At 40.0% G+C, this 17,598-nt stretch carries 13 protein-coding genes; 11 read left to right on the forward strand and 2 right to left on the reverse strand.

What is annotated here, in order from left to right; translation table 11 throughout:
* Positions 1-458 precede the first annotated feature (458 nt).
* From FNZ24_RS17160 to FNZ24_RS17170, 3 genes are all read left to right on the forward strand, one after another.
* The gene (locus FNZ24_RS17160; protein WP_153916060.1) at positions 459-1,445 is read left to right on the forward strand and encodes a fumarylacetoacetate hydrolase family protein; all 987 of its coding nucleotides are present in this window, start codon (positions 459-461) and stop codon (positions 1,443-1,445) included.
* A 304-nt stretch (positions 1,446-1,749) separates the two neighbouring features.
* Complete coding sequence (maiA, locus tag FNZ24_RS17165; RefSeq protein ID WP_153916061.1) at positions 1,750-2,400, forward strand: maleylacetoacetate isomerase; 651 nt, start codon at positions 1,750-1,752, stop codon at positions 2,398-2,400.
* A 302-nt stretch (positions 2,401-2,702) separates the two neighbouring features.
* Complete coding sequence (locus FNZ24_RS17170) at positions 2,703-3,254, forward strand: nucleotidyltransferase family protein (RefSeq protein WP_153916062.1); 552 nt, start codon at positions 2,703-2,705, stop codon at positions 3,252-3,254.
* A 20-nt stretch (positions 3,255-3,274) separates the two neighbouring features.
* Here the strand turns inward: FNZ24_RS17170 and FNZ24_RS17175 are convergent, their stop codons facing one another.
* On the reverse strand, positions 3,275-4,264 hold the full coding sequence (locus FNZ24_RS17175) for a hypothetical protein (protein ID WP_228768530.1): 990 nt from the start codon (positions 4,262-4,264) through the stop codon (positions 3,275-3,277).
* A 486-nt stretch (positions 4,265-4,750) separates the two neighbouring features.
* Between FNZ24_RS17175 and ompW the strand changes: the two genes are divergently transcribed.
* Complete coding sequence (gene ompW / locus FNZ24_RS17180) at positions 4,751-5,425, forward strand: outer membrane protein OmpW (protein ID WP_153916063.1); 675 nt, start codon at positions 4,751-4,753, stop codon at positions 5,423-5,425.
* A gap of 76 nt (positions 5,426-5,501) precedes the next feature.
* Here the strand turns inward: ompW and FNZ24_RS17185 are convergent, their stop codons facing one another.
* On the reverse strand, positions 5,502-6,242 hold the full coding sequence (locus tag FNZ24_RS17185) for an SDR family NAD(P)-dependent oxidoreductase (protein ID WP_153916064.1): 741 nt from the start codon (positions 6,240-6,242) through the stop codon (positions 5,502-5,504).
* A gap of 125 nt (positions 6,243-6,367) precedes the next feature.
* Here FNZ24_RS17185 and FNZ24_RS17190 point away from each other — a divergent pair, with 125 nt between their 5' ends.
* The 7 genes from FNZ24_RS17190 to FNZ24_RS17220 all read left to right on the forward strand — a co-directional run bounded on the left by FNZ24_RS17190 (position 6,368) and on the right by FNZ24_RS17220 (position 17,581).
* The gene (locus tag FNZ24_RS17190; RefSeq protein WP_228768531.1) at positions 6,368-6,793 is read left to right on the forward strand and encodes a YbaY family lipoprotein; all 426 of its coding nucleotides are present in this window, start codon (positions 6,368-6,370) and stop codon (positions 6,791-6,793) included.
* Positions 6,794-6,886: 93 nt separating this feature from the next.
* Positions 6,887-7,831, forward strand: a complete 945-nt coding sequence (metA, locus tag FNZ24_RS17195; protein WP_153916065.1) for a homoserine O-acetyltransferase MetA — start codon at positions 6,887-6,889, stop codon at positions 7,829-7,831.
* Positions 7,832-8,093: 262 nt separating this feature from the next.
* The gene (locus tag FNZ24_RS17200; RefSeq protein WP_153916066.1) at positions 8,094-10,421 is read left to right on the forward strand and encodes an immune inhibitor A domain-containing protein; all 2,328 of its coding nucleotides are present in this window, start codon (positions 8,094-8,096) and stop codon (positions 10,419-10,421) included.
* A gap of 284 nt (positions 10,422-10,705) precedes the next feature.
* Positions 10,706-12,751, forward strand: a complete 2,046-nt coding sequence (locus tag FNZ24_RS17205) for a GGDEF domain-containing protein (protein WP_153916067.1) — start codon at positions 10,706-10,708, stop codon at positions 12,749-12,751.
* 521 nt (positions 12,752-13,272) lie between these two features.
* Entirely contained in the window at positions 13,273-14,460 is a 1,188-nt protein-coding gene (locus FNZ24_RS17210) for an acetyl-CoA C-acyltransferase (RefSeq protein WP_153916068.1), read from the forward strand.
* A 208-nt stretch (positions 14,461-14,668) separates the two neighbouring features.
* Positions 14,669-16,162 (forward strand): CoA-acylating methylmalonate-semialdehyde dehydrogenase, encoded by a 1,494-nt coding sequence (locus tag FNZ24_RS17215; protein ID WP_153916069.1) that lies wholly within the window; start codon positions 14,669-14,671, stop codon positions 16,160-16,162.
* Between the two features lie 261 nt (positions 16,163-16,423).
* Positions 16,424-17,581, forward strand: a complete 1,158-nt coding sequence (locus tag FNZ24_RS17220) for an acyl-CoA dehydrogenase family protein (RefSeq protein ID WP_153916070.1) — start codon at positions 16,424-16,426, stop codon at positions 17,579-17,581.
* Positions 17,582-17,598 lie beyond the last annotated feature (17 nt).

Below are 17,598 nucleotides of genomic sequence, written 5' to 3' on the forward strand. Positions count from 1 at the left end.
AAATTAATATAGCGTGAGGCAAATCACACTTTTGCAAGGTACCCGTAGTTTTGTAAACCTTTTGATACATTCCTCAAGATATTAGCTATTTAGCCAATATGCGTCTTAAAAACACGACAATGCCAGCAAATTGCTGGCATTGTCGTGTTTTTAAGACGCATATTGGCTAAATAGCTAATATCTTGAGCAATGTATCAAAAGGTTTACAAAACTACGGGTACCTTGCAAAAGTGTGATTTGCCTCACGCTATATTAATTTGGCTAAGCTTAAGGTATTTCTAGCCTTAAGAAGGCTATTTTTGTTGGTATTAACTTGTGAAGTGCCATGGTTCACATCAGTACAGCGAGCTATATAAAACTAGCTGGGTAACGCTGATGTTGAAGTGAAATACACTAAGCAAGGATGACAATTTAATTAATTTAATATCAACCTTATTTGTACCTATTTAGGAGTCAAAATGAAACTTGCAAGTTATAACAACGGTCGCCGTGATGGCCAACTGATGTTGGTTAGCAAAGATTTAACTAAAGCCGTTGCAGTACCTGCTATTGCTAAGACAATGCAGCAATTACTTGATGCTTGGGACTTACTTAATCCTCAACTACAAGAGCTGTATGAAGCGTTAAATGCAGGTCAAATGGATAATGCAGTGGATTTTGACGAAGCACGTTGTTTATCACCGCTTCCTCGCGCTTATCAGTGGGCTGACGGTAGCGCTTATGTGAATCATGTTGAGTTAGTGCGTAAGGCTCGTGGCGCTGAAATGCCTGAAAGCTTTTGGACTGATCCATTAGTCTATCAAGGTGGTTCAGATTGCTTTATTGCGCCAAAAGCTGATATCGAAATGGCAAGCGAAGAATACGGTATTGATTTCGAATCTGAAATTGCTGTTGTTACTGATGATGTCGCAATGGGCGTTGACTCTGACAATGCGACTAAGCATATCAAACTACTGATGTTAGTTAATGATGTCTCGCTACGTAACCTTATCCCTGGTGAGTTGGCGAAAGGCTTTGGCTTTTTCCAATCTAAGCCTTCAAGTGCATTCTCACCAGTGGCGATTACCCCTGATGAGTTAGGCGATAAATGGCAAGATTCAAAAGTACATTTACCATTAGTGACTCATTTAAACGGTGAATTATTTGGACGTCCAAATGCTGGTGTAGACATGACGTTCGATTTTAGTCAGTTAGTGGCACATGTCGCTAAAACCCGTCCTCTATGTGCGGGCGCAGTGATTGGCTCTGGCACTATCTCAAATTACGATCGTAGTGCTGGTTCAAGCTGCTTGGCTGAGAAACGTATGTTAGAAATCATTGCTGATGGCAAGCCTGCTACGCCATTTATGCGTTTTGGTGATACTGTTCGAATTGAAATGTTCGATGACAATGAAAACAGCATCTTCGGTTCGATTGATCAAAAAGTTGTCGAATACAAAGGCTAATACCAATCGGGATAAATAAGTGATCAGATATTGCTTAGGGAAAATCGCTTAGAACAAGGCAGGAATTGCAGCTAGCTAGTTGCTCTACCTACAAAATTTCTAACGACGTTATAAGTGATTTTAACCAGTAAGAATGATCATATTATTATGCTGATTGGTATAATACCTCATATTAATGAAGGCGTTAATCAATGAAAGCAATAGCGCTGTGCGTTATTGCTTTTTTTATACCTAATAGAAGCTGATTCAAGACGGATAAGTTTTGCTTAATATTTTGCTTAATAAAAACGGATAAGGATATAAAATGAAACTATATGGTTACTGGCGTTCAAGTGCCGCCTATAGAGTGCGTATAGCGCTGAATTTAAAATTATTAAACGCAGAACAAGTCTCAATTCATTTAGTGAAAAATGGTGGTGAGCAGCACAGTGACATGTTTAGTCAGCTTAATGCTCAGCATTTGGTGCCAGCATTTATTGATGAAGATGAACAAGGAGAGTTTGCGTTAACCCAATCATTGGCGATTCTTGAATATCTTGAAGAGCAATATCCACAGCAAGCCATTTTACCTGAGTCAGCAAAAGATAGAGCGATTGTACGCGCAATGTCTCAAGCAATAGCGTGTGAAATTCATCCTCTGGATAATTTACGTGTTCTGCAGTATTTAGTGAAAGAAATGGGCGTGGACGAAGAAGCCAAAATGAAGTGGTATCACCATTGGATACACTTAGGCTTTAGTGCATTAGAAAAGCAATTAACCACAACCTCTGGACAATTTTGTTTTGGCGATACTCCGACAATGGCTGATATTTGTCTTATCCCTCAGGTTTACAATGCCTATCGTTTTAAAGTGGATATGGCGCAATATCCTCACATTGTCAGAATTTGGGAGCAGTGTAATCAATTAGCTGAATTTGCTGATGCCGCGCCTGAAATGCAAGATGATGCGAGTTAACCATTTTTCTATAATTCTATGGCCATTTAAAATACTGTTTAAACCACTTAGTTTAGCAATTGTTAATGTATAGGTTTTAGTGAGTGAAGCCAGAAAACTATTGTGATAAGTTTATTTGATAAGAAACAATAACACGTGTTGTGATGCTGGCTGCTGATGAGTATTAATAAAATTAATCGTCATTGGCAGTAGACAGTGTTATCAGTGGAATTTGGTATCACTAGAATTTGTTAGCAGTGCTAATTGACACAAAAAAACAGTAGTGATGGCACTAGTAATCGCAGCAATAATGGATAGTCGCAATGGAATATGAAGCTCAGTTAAAAGACTGGTTACTCAGTGATGAAATGCGTATGTCTGCACTTAAGCTGACAGCGCAGTTTTTTGCTGAGAACGAAGTTGATGATTGGTATATTGCTGCAGGTTTTGTACGAAATCTAGTGTGGGATAAGCTTCACGATTCGCCAGCATCTGTATTAGAGGATATTGATGTCATTTATTGGTGTCATGAAGAAACCAGTATTTACCGTGATAAGTTAATTGAGCTTGCTTTGTCAGAGCAGTCTAATTTGCCTTGGTCAGTTAAAAATCAGGCAAGAATGCATAAGAAAAACAACCATTCTGCATATTCTTCTTGCCTTGATGCCATGTCTTACTGGCCAGAAAAGCAAACAGCGATAGCTGTTAAGCTTGATGAAGAAGGGGAGTTAATTATCGATTCTGTATTTGGTTTAGAAACTGTATTTAGCTTAACCGTTAATTATAACCCCAAAGCCGATGAGTCGGTATTTATGAAGCGTGTTTCCAGTAAGCCTTGGTTTAACAATTATCCAAAGTTGTCCTTAGAACTATAAAATCATTCTTAGAGAAGCGTTTAGACGTTTTGAAACAAGATCTCTAAGGTGAATGTGATCACAACTTGGTTTAATCGTTCTGTATCGTCCTCTTTAGTCCAAGTGTATTCAGGTGTGATTGAAAAATATAGCCACTCTCTAGCGTAGTTTTGTCGGTAGGTGAGGCCAATGCTGGCAGTTTCAATATAATGATATGGCTCAGTAACACTATTCATTCTGGCTTGATAACTGATGGCTTGATCATCACTGATATATTGATACAACTGCAACCCAGTCCCTAAGTCCCAACCATTATCTCTGTTTTCATATTGAACAGCACTATTCCATCGTAATAGAAACTCGTCATTGAATGCATGCTCAAAATCAAATTCAGATGTTTCACCTGTGACCTTTTTTTCTTGATACAGGGTTTGAGTAAATCGCCATAAGGTATTTTGAGATATGGGGTAGGTATAACGATAGCGTGCTTCTATTTTAGGTTTAAAGCTAGCTTTAATATTGAAGCTAGTCCTATCTTTTGCATACCAGTCATACCGTAAGCTGATATCTCGTTCATTGTCCTCATCAGGACTTTTGATGAACGAAAAGGGGTCATCCTCGCCTGTTGAATCGAAGATAAGCTTTAGCTTCTTACTCATGCCTGGCAAATTCAAATGAGCTTTAATGTTAGAGCGATACTTAAAGCCTTCTTTTTCAAAATACGAAAAATCGTTATACCAACGAATAATAGTCCCGGCTCTAGCATCGTCAGTAATTCGCTCATCAACAAAAAAGCTGTCGAACCAAATAGCAGGTTCACAAAATTTGGTGTTGAAGTAGGCAAAGGTTTTGTCTATTGCTCTGTCTGATTGAGAGCGGCTATAGCAAGGTGAGTTGACTGTCTCAGTTTCAGTATCAACTTCAATTTCTGACTCAGTCTCTATTTTTGTTGCTGTTATATCGGTTAAGTCAGTTGCTGTTTTTACAACATGAGTATGTTGTACTTCTGCAGCATAAGTATTGAAAGACAAAAATAAGACAGTCTTAAGCAGGAGAGTGGTCCATAAGGTTGCATTTAATCTAGTTGTCATTTGAAAAGAAAACAACCTCATATCGTCCATTCTATTTGTATCATAATCGTATCACTTTAAATTTTAAAAATATCATTATTGAAGAGGTAAATATCTCTCATATTTGTCTTATAAATAAGGCCTGGTATGTTGGGGGGTTGTTAATTATTGAAAGTTTCAAAGAAATAATTAGTAGCAGAGCTTTATTAGGTAATTGTCTAATAAGGCCTCATTTTTCAACCTTAAACATCTAAATTCAAGGCATCTTTGTCGTAAAGTGTTGGTATTTTGTGATCTCAATCAAGTTGGTGTTCTACCTATTTGGTTGTAAGTGGTTTTATTGATCTGTATCAATATTGTTACTGGGGTTTTCTGGCAGTGTAGCGCCAATTGTTAAATGTGTTTACGTAAAAACACTAATTATGTTGCATACATGGAGTCGTCATAATGAATAAAAAACTAGCCCTTAGTCTTGTTGCTGCCAGCCTATTATCTACAGGTGTTTCATCTACCGCATTCGCTCACCAAGCTGGTGATTTTATCGTTCGAGTTGGTGCCGTTGCTGTTGCGCCAAATGATTCAAGTCAGGATGTTAATACTCCTGATCTTGGTAATCTTGGCGAGTTTTCAGTTGACGACAATACACAGGTTGGGTTGAACTTTGGCTATATGATTACTGATAATTGGGCAGTTGAATTGCTAGCTGCGACGCCTTTTTCTCATGATATCTCGATAGCTGGTATGAAAGTGGCTGAGACTAAACACTTACCACCTACCTTAGTCGCGCAATACTACTTTGGAAATGCGCAGTCTAAATTACGTCCTTATATCGGTGTTGGTGTGAACTTTACTAACTTTTTCGACAATGAGATAACTGATGATGTCGGGGGAAGACTTTCGGATTTAAGCCTATCTAATTCTTGGGGAGTCGCTGCTCAAGTGGGTCTAGATTACAATGTCAATGAAAACTGGTTAGTGAACGCGTCTGTTTGGTATGCACAGATTTCTACTGATGCAAGTTTCAATTATTCGCCTGAAGGTGGTGATGTTTCGGTTCCAGTGACTATTGAAACTGATATTAACCCTTGGGTATATATGGTGAGCGTTGGTTATAAATTTTAAGCAGACTTAGTACTGATTCAGACCAATAAAAAACAGGAGCTAACGAGCTCCTGTTTTTATTTGGCTAAAGTAAAAACTACTTTTTCTTTTTTACTTTCCAATGGCGAGTATTGTATATAAATTCAGGTAAACCCAAAGTAAGCCATGCAACTAAACGCCAACGCTTGGTGACGTAGACTTTACGTTTTCCTTTTTGCATGGCTTTAATAATTTGATCTGCAACCTTAGGTAGAGGCGGCAGCCACAATTTACTCTGTTGCATGGCGGCTTTATCCAATAAACCTAACTGTATATCTGTGATGGTAATGGGTAGCTTTAAGCGCTGAGCATGCATGCTTAACCCTTCAAGATAATTTTGTGCATAAGCTTTTGAAGCATGATACGCCACGCTTGGCCCACCGCGTAATCCAGCAATCGAGTTAATGGCAGCAATTTGGCCGTAGCCTTGTTCGCGCATCAAACGGAATGTCGTATTACAAATTGCGGTAAAGCCGCTCACGTTGACATCAATAATATCTTGCTCTAATTGCCATGGAAGTGATTCGTGATAACCATTTAACCCAGTATTCACTAAAACGAGGTGAGCTCCATCCATACTGAGCCAAACTTTTTCTAGCTGGCTGATAATTGCAGCAGGACTTTCAATATCGAGTGGCAAAACATCAACTTTAGTAGGAAGTTGCTCAGCAAACTCCTTCATGTCATCAGGGTTTTGAACAAATAGCACCAAAGAAACTTTTTGCTGAGCTAATTTAGTCGCGATTTCTTTACTAAGGTGTGAGCTAGCGCCCACTATAATTGCGTTTGCTTGTGTCATGCGCTTTATGGCTTTGAAATGATGGCCTATGATAAAAACAACTGCTTTCGATAACAAGTAAGAATATTATTCAAGTAAGACGTATAGACTTCTAGAAGTCTTAATGTATGATAAGGAAATTAATTATGGGTTTAACAATGAATCGCACCCTAAGCAAATTATTAATGTCGTTTGTGTTATCTGTTTCGTTAGTCGTTGGACTGGGTGGATGTGCTTCACAAAGCGATCTTGTGACCATTTCAGGTGATGTGATGTATCGAGAGCGTATTGCATTACCTGAAAATGCGGTAATTAAGGTGCAGCTGAATGATGTGTCATTACAAGACACTAAAGCTATCGTAATGGCTGAGATGGTTACCGATAAAGTCACTACGCCACATGGTTTTGAGTTTCAGCTAGCTCGGGATCAATTTCAGCAAGGTCACACTTATGCTATAGGTGCGCGTATCGAAGTTGAAGGCAAGTTATGGTTTATCAATACCCAGTCTTACATTGTTAATATTGACGCAATTGAACCCGTCAATGTGCTCGTCAACAAGGTCGGTGGATAATCATTTCATACTATGGATAAGCTCAGCGATAAAGCTTATCCCGAAGGAAGTGATTGATAGCACCGAAAGTTTTTAGATTAAAAGGTGCCTTTAATGCCGGTTAGAATTCCAGATAATTTACCCGCTGCAGAAATTTTAGAATCAGAAAATATCTTCGTGATGTCCGAAACCAGGGCTGCAAATCAAGATATTCGACCTATGCGGGTACTTATTTTGAATCTTATGCCAAATAAGATTGAAACCGAAACTCAATTACTACGTTTACTGGGTAACACCCCGTTGCAAGTCGATGTTGATCTACTTCGTATTCACGATAAAGCCTCAAAACATACTTCTATTGATCATATGAATACTTTCTATCGTGATTTTGAAGCGGTAAAAAGTAAAAACTATGATGGACTCATCATCACTGGTGCGCCGTTAGGTCAACTGGATTTTGAAGATGTTGTTTATTGGGAACATATTAAAGAAATCATTGATTGGTCGCAGCAGCATGTCACTTCAGTACTATTTTTGTGCTGGGCAGCTCATGCTGGGTTATTCCACTTATACGATTTACATCGTAAATTATTAGATGAAAAACGCTCTGGGGTATTTTGTCATCGACGTTCAGCTAAACCACACCCGTTATTACGTGGTTTTGATGATGAATTTTTTGCACCTCATTCACGCTTTGCTGAAATGAATATTGAAGATATAAAACAACATCCAGATCTTGAAGTACTGGCAGAGTCTGAGCAAGCAGGCGCTTATATTGTATTAAGCCGTAATAGCCGAAACTTATTTGTGATGGGACATCCTGAGTATCAAAAGTCGACCTTGAAAGATGAATACCAACGAGACCTCGATCAAGGGCTTAATCCTTCAATACCTAGCCATTACTTTAGAAATGACGACCCAAATCAAGAAGCAATTGCAAGGTGGCATAGTCATGGCAGTTTACTGGTGAGCAATTGGTTGAACTATTATGTCTATCAGCTAACACCTTATGACCTATCAGATATGAGCGGTATAACACCATGGGAATCTGAGAGTTAAATAGACCTAAATTATACAATTGAAACATTACTTTGAGCCATTTAGCCTAGCTAAATGGCTCTTTTTGTTATGATATATAATATCAAAATACCCATATGAATTAGATATTAAGCTCGAAATAATACTTGGGCATGAAATGTTATCTCTACTATGTTGTGGATGAGTTTCTTCGGTTAGGATTTTTTAATACTTAGATAACGTAGCCGAGTCTTTCTGAGTAGAAAATTTCAAACGGAACTGAATTTCACATGAGGGTATTCAATTGAATAACACAAAATTTATCCCACTAGCTTTGGCTATTGCTGGGCTCTCAGGAAGCTTGCAGGCTGCAGAGCATGCTCATATACCACAATCTGGTGCTTTTGATTTGGTGATTGCTGATGAGCAAAAGCTAATTACAATGCTCAAAAACTCGGGAAAGATATCGCAATCAGCAAGCTTACAAGAAGCTGAATCAGCTTTGAAAATGTATTTGAAAAAGCGTCAAGCTGAAGCCGTAGTTAACGCAGCAGCGCAAGATGCCGAAATCACAAGTCATTATTCGATGACCAGCAGCATTAAAAGTAAAACCAAAATGGAGCGACGTCATCAAGCTTCAAAAGGCAGCTTAACAGGTCGCTCTATTCGAAACCGTCCAGCTGATGTTGTAGAAGAGCTTTATGATGGTCCGACTCGTGAAGCTAGAGTACTCGCCATCCTGATGGAGTTTCCTGACTTTGTACATAATTCAATACTGCCTGAAGAGTCAGGTATGTATTACGAAGATTATAATCAAGACCATTATCGTCAAATTCTATTTGGAGATGATGGTTGGGTGGCACCAAATGGACACCATGCCAATTCTTTTAGACAGTTCTATGAAAAACAATCTGGTGACAGCTATACAGTAACCGGTGATGTAGCTGGCTGGTACATGGCTTCGATGCCGGCAGCATTTTATGGCAATAATGTCGATGGAGATGCACGTAGTTTAATTCGTGAGGCGTTAACAGCCGCATCGTTAGATCCGACACTAGATTTAAGTCAGTTTGATATTGAAGATCGCTACGATCTTGATGGTGACGGAAACTATTGGGAGCCAGATGGGTTAGTTGACCATGTAATGGTATTTCACTCAGCTGTTGGTGAAGAAGCGGGTGGGGGACAAGTGGGAGAAGACGCTATTTGGTCACATCGCTGGAATTTAGGTGGTGTATATGGCATTCCTGGCTCGTCTACTGATATTCCATATTGGGGCGGTGTGATGGGGGCATATGATTATACCATTGCGCCTATTGATAGTGCTGTAGGGGTTATTAGTCATGAATATGGTCATGACCTAGGGTTACCGGACGAATATGATACCCAGTACACAGGTCAAGGTGAGCCAGTATCTATGTGGTCTGTTATGTCTTCAGGTAGTTGGGCTGGCGAGATTGGTGGAACAGAACCGGTAGGTTTCAGTCCGTTTGCCAGAGAATTCCTTCAAGCTTCCTTGGGGGGAAACTGGCAACATGGTGCGATAGTTAATTTCGATGATATTCCACGCCGTGGTGTAGTTGGCTTGCTAGATCAAGCATCAAGTAAGGGGACAAATCACGATGTGATAAAAATTGCCCTTCCTAATAAGGTTAAGGTTATTACTGAACCAACGAGTGGTGAATATGCCTACTTCAGTGGTTCGGGAGATAACTTACAAAACTTGATGGGAGTTGCTGTAGATTTATCTGATGCAACAACAGCCGAGATTAATTTCCAGACATGGTATGACATAGAAACTGATTGGGATTATGCGTATGTAATGGCTGTTGGTGACTTTGGGCAAGTGATGCTTGAAAGTAATATCACTTCTACAACTAATCCAAATGGTACCAATTTAGGTAATGGTATTACAGGGAGTTCTTCTGGTTGGATTAATGCAGAGTTTGATTTAACTTCTCTTGCAGGTAATGTTTTTAATCTTTATGTGATGTATCAAACTGATGAAGCAGTGTCTAATCCAGGTATGTACATTGATGATATCCAGTTAGTCATAGATGAAGTTGAAAACTTTACTGCAAATGCTGATTCTTCTCCTGAAAACATGATGCTTGACGGCTTTGAAGTATCGGCTGGAACCTCTGAAACTGAGCATTATTACTTGGTTGAGTGGCGAACTCATCATGGTGTAGATAGTGGTTTAGAGCATATTAATGTCGGAGGTCAACCAATGACCTACGAGAAAGGCATGCTCATTTGGTACGTAGATAACCAATATTCTGACAATTGGGTCGGTATTCATCCAGGGGATGGCTTCTTAGGTGTAGTGGATGCAGATCAAAATACCTTATCTTGGAGTAATGGCAATACTGCGACGACTCGTTATCAAATTCACGATGCGACGTTCAGAATAGATAGGCCAGAAAAAATGTTTATCGACTTATCTGAGCAATATGGCATCACTATGTATGATTATCGTACCCGCGCACAACGTACATTTAAAGATTCTCGTGATTATTCTGGTGGAGATTTACCTGATGCAGGACGTAATATTCCAGAGTATGGTTTAACCATTCGCTTAATAAATCAGAGTGAAGATAGAAGTGTTGGTGCTGTCATGATTAGCAAATAGCGTTTAATAAATGAAAAGTTAACTAAACATCTTAAAAAAGCGCTGAATTCAGCGCTTTTTTTATTTTAATTTTTTTAACTTGAATTTGGCGTTTTCTGCCGCTTTTTTACTATTTACAGAGGAGTTAAATGCTAAAGGTTAGGATCCTAGAACTTATGACTAAGCAAAGTCTTTAATAAGGCTCATTTAGGTTTAAATAAGCCAGAGACTTTTTCAGCGTTTATCGTACAGGGTGACAATTGTTGGTATATTGTTATGGTTAACGCATCTTAAAAGGAAGTACAGTGAACTCAAATTCCTTCATGTCTCAATTTCATATTTGGGCCGATCAATGTGTTTCAATTATTGCGTTTTTAGCCTTCATAACTTTTAGCTCCCAAGTAAGTGCAGAACCTGTTGATTTAAAAAGTATTGAGAATGCTGTTGAGCAAAGCCCTGAATATGTTACTGAATTTAGCTCTGAATTTAGCCCTGAACTTATCTCTGAACTAAGTGCTGAATCTAACAATGAACCAAGTCATGTAGAAAATATCGCTGTCATTTCAGAAATTGAACAATTAAAGCTGGCGTTATCAACTCTAGAAAACTCCCATGAAGGTGTAGAGCTTATAACTGTAAAATTGCAAGATGTCGCTGATTGGAGTAAACAGCAACAAGCTGAACTCTACCTTTTGCTAGCGATAGAGCAAGAAGCCATTGAGCAGCTCGAAGACGCTTATGATAGCTATAGTCATATTGTTGAAATGCTTAAATCAGAGCCTGTTTCTGACATGCTGGTGGTGAGTTACATTGAACGCTCTTATATTAGATACCTGCAAACCAATTCTCAAGCAGACTATTGTCCAGACAGGGAATACGCACTTGTTCTTGCTCGTCAATTAAACTCCCCAGACACCTTAGTTAAGTCACTGACTCAAAGTGCATTTTGCTATACTGATGTAGATAATTTTGAAGAAGGGTTAAGTCGCTTAGATGAAGCATTAGTGCTAGCAAGAAAACATGAGTTTACCCCTAACAGACAAGCAATGATTTATAATTCTACTGGAGCGATATACCGCTCTAATGGCTTGCATAAATATGCCTACGAATACTTTCGCGAAGCATACAATTTATGGCGCTCTGTTGATGATTATCAAGATATGTTTAACATGCTGCACAATATGCTCGGCGAGTCGATTAAGGTGTCGGATTGGGAATCCGCTGAAATAAGTGTCAAAGAGTTATTTGATTTAGCAGAGCAACATCCTGAGTTCGAAGACTTTCTGTTTTTTGCCTATGTAAATGCCGGCCGTAATAAGTTTTTCCAACAAGATTTTGTTCAATCCATTGTTTATTTCGAAAGCGCCTTGTCAGTTAAAGATACAACCAATGAAACCTATTTTATCGATACGGTCTATGGCTTTTTATCCTTGAGTTATATGCAGCAAAATGAGGCAACCAAGGCATTTGAAATGGCCTCTTTGTTTATTCATTCAAACAGTTACCAAGCTGCTCCCGCCTTTTTAAAAACATCTGTGCTGGCATTGAATAAGTTCGCTGAAGAAGAATATCAAGATAGTTTTAACCTGTTACTTAAAAGCTTAGGTAATGAACGTAAAACCTATGCCTCTATTATGGATAAAGATGTGATTTATTCATCACTTGAACACAGCGCAAAAGTCGCGGAATACGAGATCCAAATTCTTGAAAATCAACTATCAATAAACTTATTAAAACTGAAATCAGAAACCGATAAGCAACAAATTTCAACTTTGAGTTTATTGGTCACAGCGCTAATTATTGCAGTGTTATTAGTGATCATGGCTTTTTTAATTCAATCACGTCGCTTTTTTAAACGCCGTTCTCAAACAGATTATATGACGGGGATTTCTAATCGACGCTACACCATGGAGCAGGGCAGCAAGTTATTTGCAGATGCCAAAAAGCGCAATGAACCTCTGGCAGTGATTATTTTTGATATCGATAAGTTTAAAACAATTAATGACACATACGGACATGCTATTGGCGATCTCGCGATTAAAGCAACTGCTAGCAAAGCCCGCAATTGGTTTAAAAAGACTGACATTCTTGGCCGTATTGGTGGCGAAGAATTCTTGCTCATTCTACCTAATACAGATTTAGATCAAGCTGTAGAAATTGCTGAACGATTGCGTACGAGCATTGAGCAAAATCAATTTAATTTTAACGATATAAAACTGCAATTTACAGTAAGCCTCGGTGTCAGTGTTAGACATACCGAAACTGGCAGTTTAGCCGATATAATTAAGTGCGCTGATACAGGCTTATATAAAGCTAAAAATAGTGGCCGAAATCAGGTCTTCTCTGCATGAGAGGCTTTTTCGCATAAGGGCGTCTTTGCATAATAATCAAAAGGCAACTCGCCAGTTTTATCGGATAAGCGCTTATATCAGCTAATACTGACTTTCATACGACAGAGTATGTTAAGAGACTTTGATAAAACCATTCGGACTTCAATAAAACCATTCGCCTTTTAGCATTCTCAAGCAACGAATGAAAGAAGAGGGCAATAGCCTCTGCAGCTTGGTTAGTGTGAGTGGCTCTTGTGAGTCGTTACTGTAACTCGCGCCCTAATCATATTAATACTGGTCAATGATTTGCCTGCTAAAAAGTAAAATATAGCTTAGTTTGACTATAGATAATGTGTATATTTCAGGCACTTAACCTTTATGTAAATTTTCAATGACAGCGTTTTAGAAATCTTAATGCGAATTTAACTGATTTTTCTTGCTTTACGTTAGCGTAAACGTCACAGTGTGATTATTGAACTAGATCACATTTTACTGTGTATTAATCTCGGCCGAGTATAAAGCCGGTTTACAGAGGAGAAGTTATGAGCACTACATCACCACAAGATATCGTTATCGTTGCAGCAAAACGTACCCCAATGGGGGGATTTCAAGGCGCACTATCAGCCGTGACATCACCAACATTGGCAGCAACAGCGATAAAGGGCTTAGTCGAACAAACTAATATCGATACCCAACAGATTGATGAAGTGTTAATGGGCTGCGTATTACCTGCAGGTTTAGGTCAGGCTCCAGCACGCCAAGCAAGTTTAGGTGCAGATTTGCCACTGAGCGTAGGTGCAACCACAGTGAATAAAGTCTGTGGTTCAGGCATGAAAACAGTGATGCTTGCGCACGATTTAATCAAAGCGGGTTCAAGCGAAGTTGTTATTGCTGGTGGCATGGAAAGCATGACTCAAGCGCCTTACCTGTTAGATAAAGCCCGCGGTGGTATGCGTATGGGTCACGGCAAAGTACTTGACCACATGTTTCTTGATGGCCTTGAAGATGCTTATACGGGCGGTGCAATGGGTACATTTGCTCAAAAAACCGCAGATGATTTCGGCTTAACCCGTGAAGGCATGGATCAATTTGCCTTAAACTCACTTGAAAAAGCCAATGCTGCTATTGACTCAGGTGCTTTCAAACAAGAAGTTGTTCCAGTGACAATTTCAAGCCGACGTGGTGATGTCACCATCGATACCGATGAACAGCCAGGCAATGCCCGCCCTGAGAAAATTCCAGCTTTACGTCCTGCATTTGCTAAAGATGGCACCATCACTGCTGCAAACTCAAGTTCAATTTCTGATGGCGCAGCTGCGTTAATACTTATGAGCCGTGAAAAGGCTGAGTCTTTAGGACTAGATGTGATGGCAACCATTAAAGGCCATACAACTCATTCTCAAGAACCATCAATGTTCACCACTGCACCAGTGGGCGCGATGAACAAACTATTCGATAAGGTGAATTGGTCAAAAACCGATGTGGATTTATTCGAAATCAATGAAGCGTTCGCCATGGTCACTATGTTGGCGATCAGCGAATTACAGCTTGATGAAACCAAAGTGAATATTAATGGTGGTGCGTGTGCACTGGGCCATCCTATCGGCTGCTCTGGCGCACGTGTTCTCGTGACCCTCATTCACGCCCTTAAAGCCAAAGGCTTATCGAAAGGGGTTGCATCACTGTGTATCGGTGGTGGTGAAGCGACTGCAATGGCTATTGAAGTTTAATCAGTCTCAAGATTTTATAATCAATCTCAACAGTTTATAAGCAATACCAACAGTGAAAACTGTAATTCAACAAGACACACGTACCAAAACAAGTACTGGACTCGCTAGGCAATTTAATAGCCACATAAAAAAGCAGCCAGTACTTAACTTTTATCAGTACTTTACTAATAGATGAGCTTTGGGGCTCAACAGGGATTTAGGAAACGACATGACTGTTCAAGTTAAACATTATATTAATGGCGAGTTCACCGAAGGTGTTGGTTCACAAGTTATTTCTGTCACTAACCCGGCGGATAACCAAGTGATTGCGAACATCAATGCTGCGACTGCTGATGAAGTTAATCAAGCTATTCATAGTGCAAAAGAAGCATTCAAAACATGGAAAGAAGTCCCAGTTTCTGAACGTGCACGTGTGATGCTACGTTACCAGCATTTGTTGAAAGAGCATCATGATGAACTTGCTACCATACTTGCTCAAGAAACCGGTAAAACCTTTGAAGATGCAAAGGGCGATGTTTGGCGTGGTATTGAAGTTGCTGAACACGCATGTAATATCGCTTCAATGTTAATGGGTGAAACGGTTGAGAATGTTGCACGTAATATTGATACCTACAGCTACACCCAACCACTAGGCGTTTGTGCTGGCATTACACCGTTTAACTTCCCTGCGATGATCCCATTGTGGATGTTCCCATTAGCGATTGCATGCGGTAACACCTTTATCCTTAAGCCATCAGAACAAGATCCAATGACACCACAACGTTTAGTTGAACTATTCGTTGAAGCAGGTGCGCCAAAAGGCGTATTGCAATTAATTCATGGTGATAAAGCTGCGGTAGATATTTTGCTAAATGATGAAGCCATTAAAGCTATTTCGTTTGTGGGCTCTGTCGGCGTTGGTCAATACATTTATAAAACCGGTACTGATAACCTTAAACGTGTTCAAGCCTTTGCTGGCGCAAAAAATCACTGCGTCATTATGCCTGATGCCAATAAGCAACAAGTGATTAATAACATGGTTGGTGCATCTGTCGGCGCTGCTGGTCAGCGTTGTATGGCTATTTCAGTTGCAGTATTTGTTGGCGCGGCAAAAGAGTGGATCCCAGAGCTAAAAGAAGCATTAGCTAAAGTGCGTCCAGGTTTATGGAATGATGAAAATGCGGCTTATGGCCCAGTTATCAGTCCTGCTGCAAAAGAGCGTGTGCTTAAGCTTATTGCCCAAGGTAAAGAACAAGGTGCTGAGTGTTTACTTGATGGCAGTGACTACACTGTTGAAGGTTACGAATCTGGTAATTGGATTGGCCCAACTATGTTCAGCAATGTCACCACCGACATGGCAATTTACAAAGAAGAAATCTTTGGTCCAGTGTTGTGCTGTATGGAAGCTGATGATTTAGATGAAGCGATTGAATTAGTTAATAACAGCCCTTACGGCAACGGCACTTCAATTTTCACAGCATCTGGCGGCGCTGCTCGTAAGTATCAACATCATATCGAAGTGGGTCAGGTTGGTATTAACGTACCTATTCCTGTGCCATTACCATTTTTCTCATTCACTGGCTGGAAAGGCAGTTTCTATGGCGATCAGCATGCTTATGGTAAGCAAGCGGTGCGCTTTTATACCGAAACTAAGACCATTACTTCACGCTGGTTTGCTGATGAAGTGGTAAGCGGCCCGAATATGAGTATTGACCTTAAGTAATCACAATATAAATGAGCAAATAGGCCTTCTTTTGGGAGAAGGCTTTAGATAATGCCAACGCTTGTAAGATAAACATTCCAATCGTTGGCAATTGCCGAGACATGTCATTCAGCAGGACGCTGAATAATGCGCCATAAAGCAACAATAACCACGCCTAGGTATCAGCAATCAGAGCAAAATAGCTCACATAATTAATGCAGAACTCAGGCTTAAGTGACCGTTTAAGTGACCATAGAGTCATAGTAAAAAAGGATTCATACCATGGATTTTAATCTCAACGAAGACCAACGCCAATTCGCCGATCTTGCCCGTCAATTTGCAGCAGAAGAGCTAGCGCCATTTGCTGCAAAATGGGATGAAGAACATCATTTTCCTAAAGATGTTATGCAAAAAGCGGGTGAACTCGGATTCTGCTCACTTTATTCACCAGAGTCAGAAGGTGGCATGGGTCTATCTCGTCTTGACGCCTCGATTATTTTTGAAGAGTTATCTCATGGCTGTACAGCCACAACGGCAATGTTGACCATTCACAATATGGCAACTTGGATGGTGACAACTTGGGGGACAGATAGCCTTCGTCAGCAATGGTCTGAAGGGCTAACAACGGGTCAGCTATTAGCATCTTACTGCTTAACAGAACCTGGGGCGGGTAGTGACGCTGCATCACTGCAAACTAAAGCAGTTAAAGATGGTGATGATTATATTATCAATGGCTCAAAAATGTTCATCTCGGGTGCAGGTGAAACAGAGTTATTAGTGGTCATGTGCCGTACTGGTGAAGCTGGGGCGAAAGGTATTTCAGCGATTGCAATTCCAGCTGATGCACAAGGTGTCACTTATGGTAAAGCTGAAGATAAAATGGGCTGGAATGCTCAGCCAACTCGATTAATCAGTTTTGAAAATGTTCGTGTACCACAAGCAAATTTATTAGGCGAAGAAGGCCAAGGTTTTACCTTTGCGATGAAAGGACTCGATGGTGGTCGGATTAATATCGCCACGTGTTCAGTGGGTACAGCGCAAGCCGCATTAGAGCGTGCAACAGAATACATGAATGAACGTAAGCAATTTGGTAAACCCATTGCTGCATTTCAAGGGTTACAGTTTAAGTTAGCGGATATGGCAACAGAGTTAGTTGCGGCGCGACAAATGGTACGATTAGCAGCGTTTAAATTAGATCAAAGCGATCCTGAAGCCACAGCATATTGCGCAATGGCGAAACGCTTTGCTACTGATATTGGTTTTCAGGTGTGTGATAGCGCGTTGCAAATCCATGGCGGTTACGGATATATCCGTGAATATCCATTAGAGCGTCATTTTAGAGACGTACGTGTGCATCAGATTTTGGAAGGCACTAACGAAATTATGCGTCTGATTATTGCCCGCCGTTTGTTAGATGAAAACGCGCACGCAATTCTATAACTGTCACCATTTAAGGA

Origin of the sequence: Shewanella sp. TC10, assembly GCF_009663145.1 — a bacterium.
In the GTDB taxonomy this organism is placed as follows: domain Bacteria; phylum Pseudomonadota; class Gammaproteobacteria; order Enterobacterales; family Shewanellaceae; genus Shewanella.

What these genes read in the sequence shown, in the direction of transcription:
- FNZ24_RS17190 (WP_228768531.1), top strand. Translation starts at nt 6,368, where the DNA reads ATGGGTTTAACAATGAATCGCACCCTAAGCAAATTATTAATGTCGTTT.
- FNZ24_RS17160 (WP_153916060.1), top strand. Translation starts at nt 459, where the DNA reads ATGAAACTTGCAAGTTATAACAACGGTCGCCGTGATGGCCAACTGATG.
- FNZ24_RS17185 (WP_153916064.1), bottom strand. Translation starts at nt 6,242, where the DNA reads ATGACACAAGCAAACGCAATTATAGTGGGCGCTAGCTCACACCTTAGT.
- FNZ24_RS17215 (WP_153916069.1), top strand. Translation starts at nt 14,669, where the DNA reads ATGACTGTTCAAGTTAAACATTATATTAATGGCGAGTTCACCGAAGGT.
- FNZ24_RS17210 (WP_153916068.1), top strand. Translation starts at nt 13,273, where the DNA reads ATGAGCACTACATCACCACAAGATATCGTTATCGTTGCAGCAAAACGT.
- metA (WP_153916065.1), top strand. Translation starts at nt 6,887, where the DNA reads ATGCCGGTTAGAATTCCAGATAATTTACCCGCTGCAGAAATTTTAGAA.
- FNZ24_RS17170 (WP_153916062.1), top strand. Translation starts at nt 2,703, where the DNA reads ATGGAATATGAAGCTCAGTTAAAAGACTGGTTACTCAGTGATGAAATG.
- FNZ24_RS17220 (WP_153916070.1), top strand. Translation starts at nt 16,424, where the DNA reads ATGGATTTTAATCTCAACGAAGACCAACGCCAATTCGCCGATCTTGCC.
- maiA (WP_153916061.1), top strand. Translation starts at nt 1,750, where the DNA reads ATGAAACTATATGGTTACTGGCGTTCAAGTGCCGCCTATAGAGTGCGT.
- ompW (WP_153916063.1), top strand. Translation starts at nt 4,751, where the DNA reads ATGAATAAAAAACTAGCCCTTAGTCTTGTTGCTGCCAGCCTATTATCT.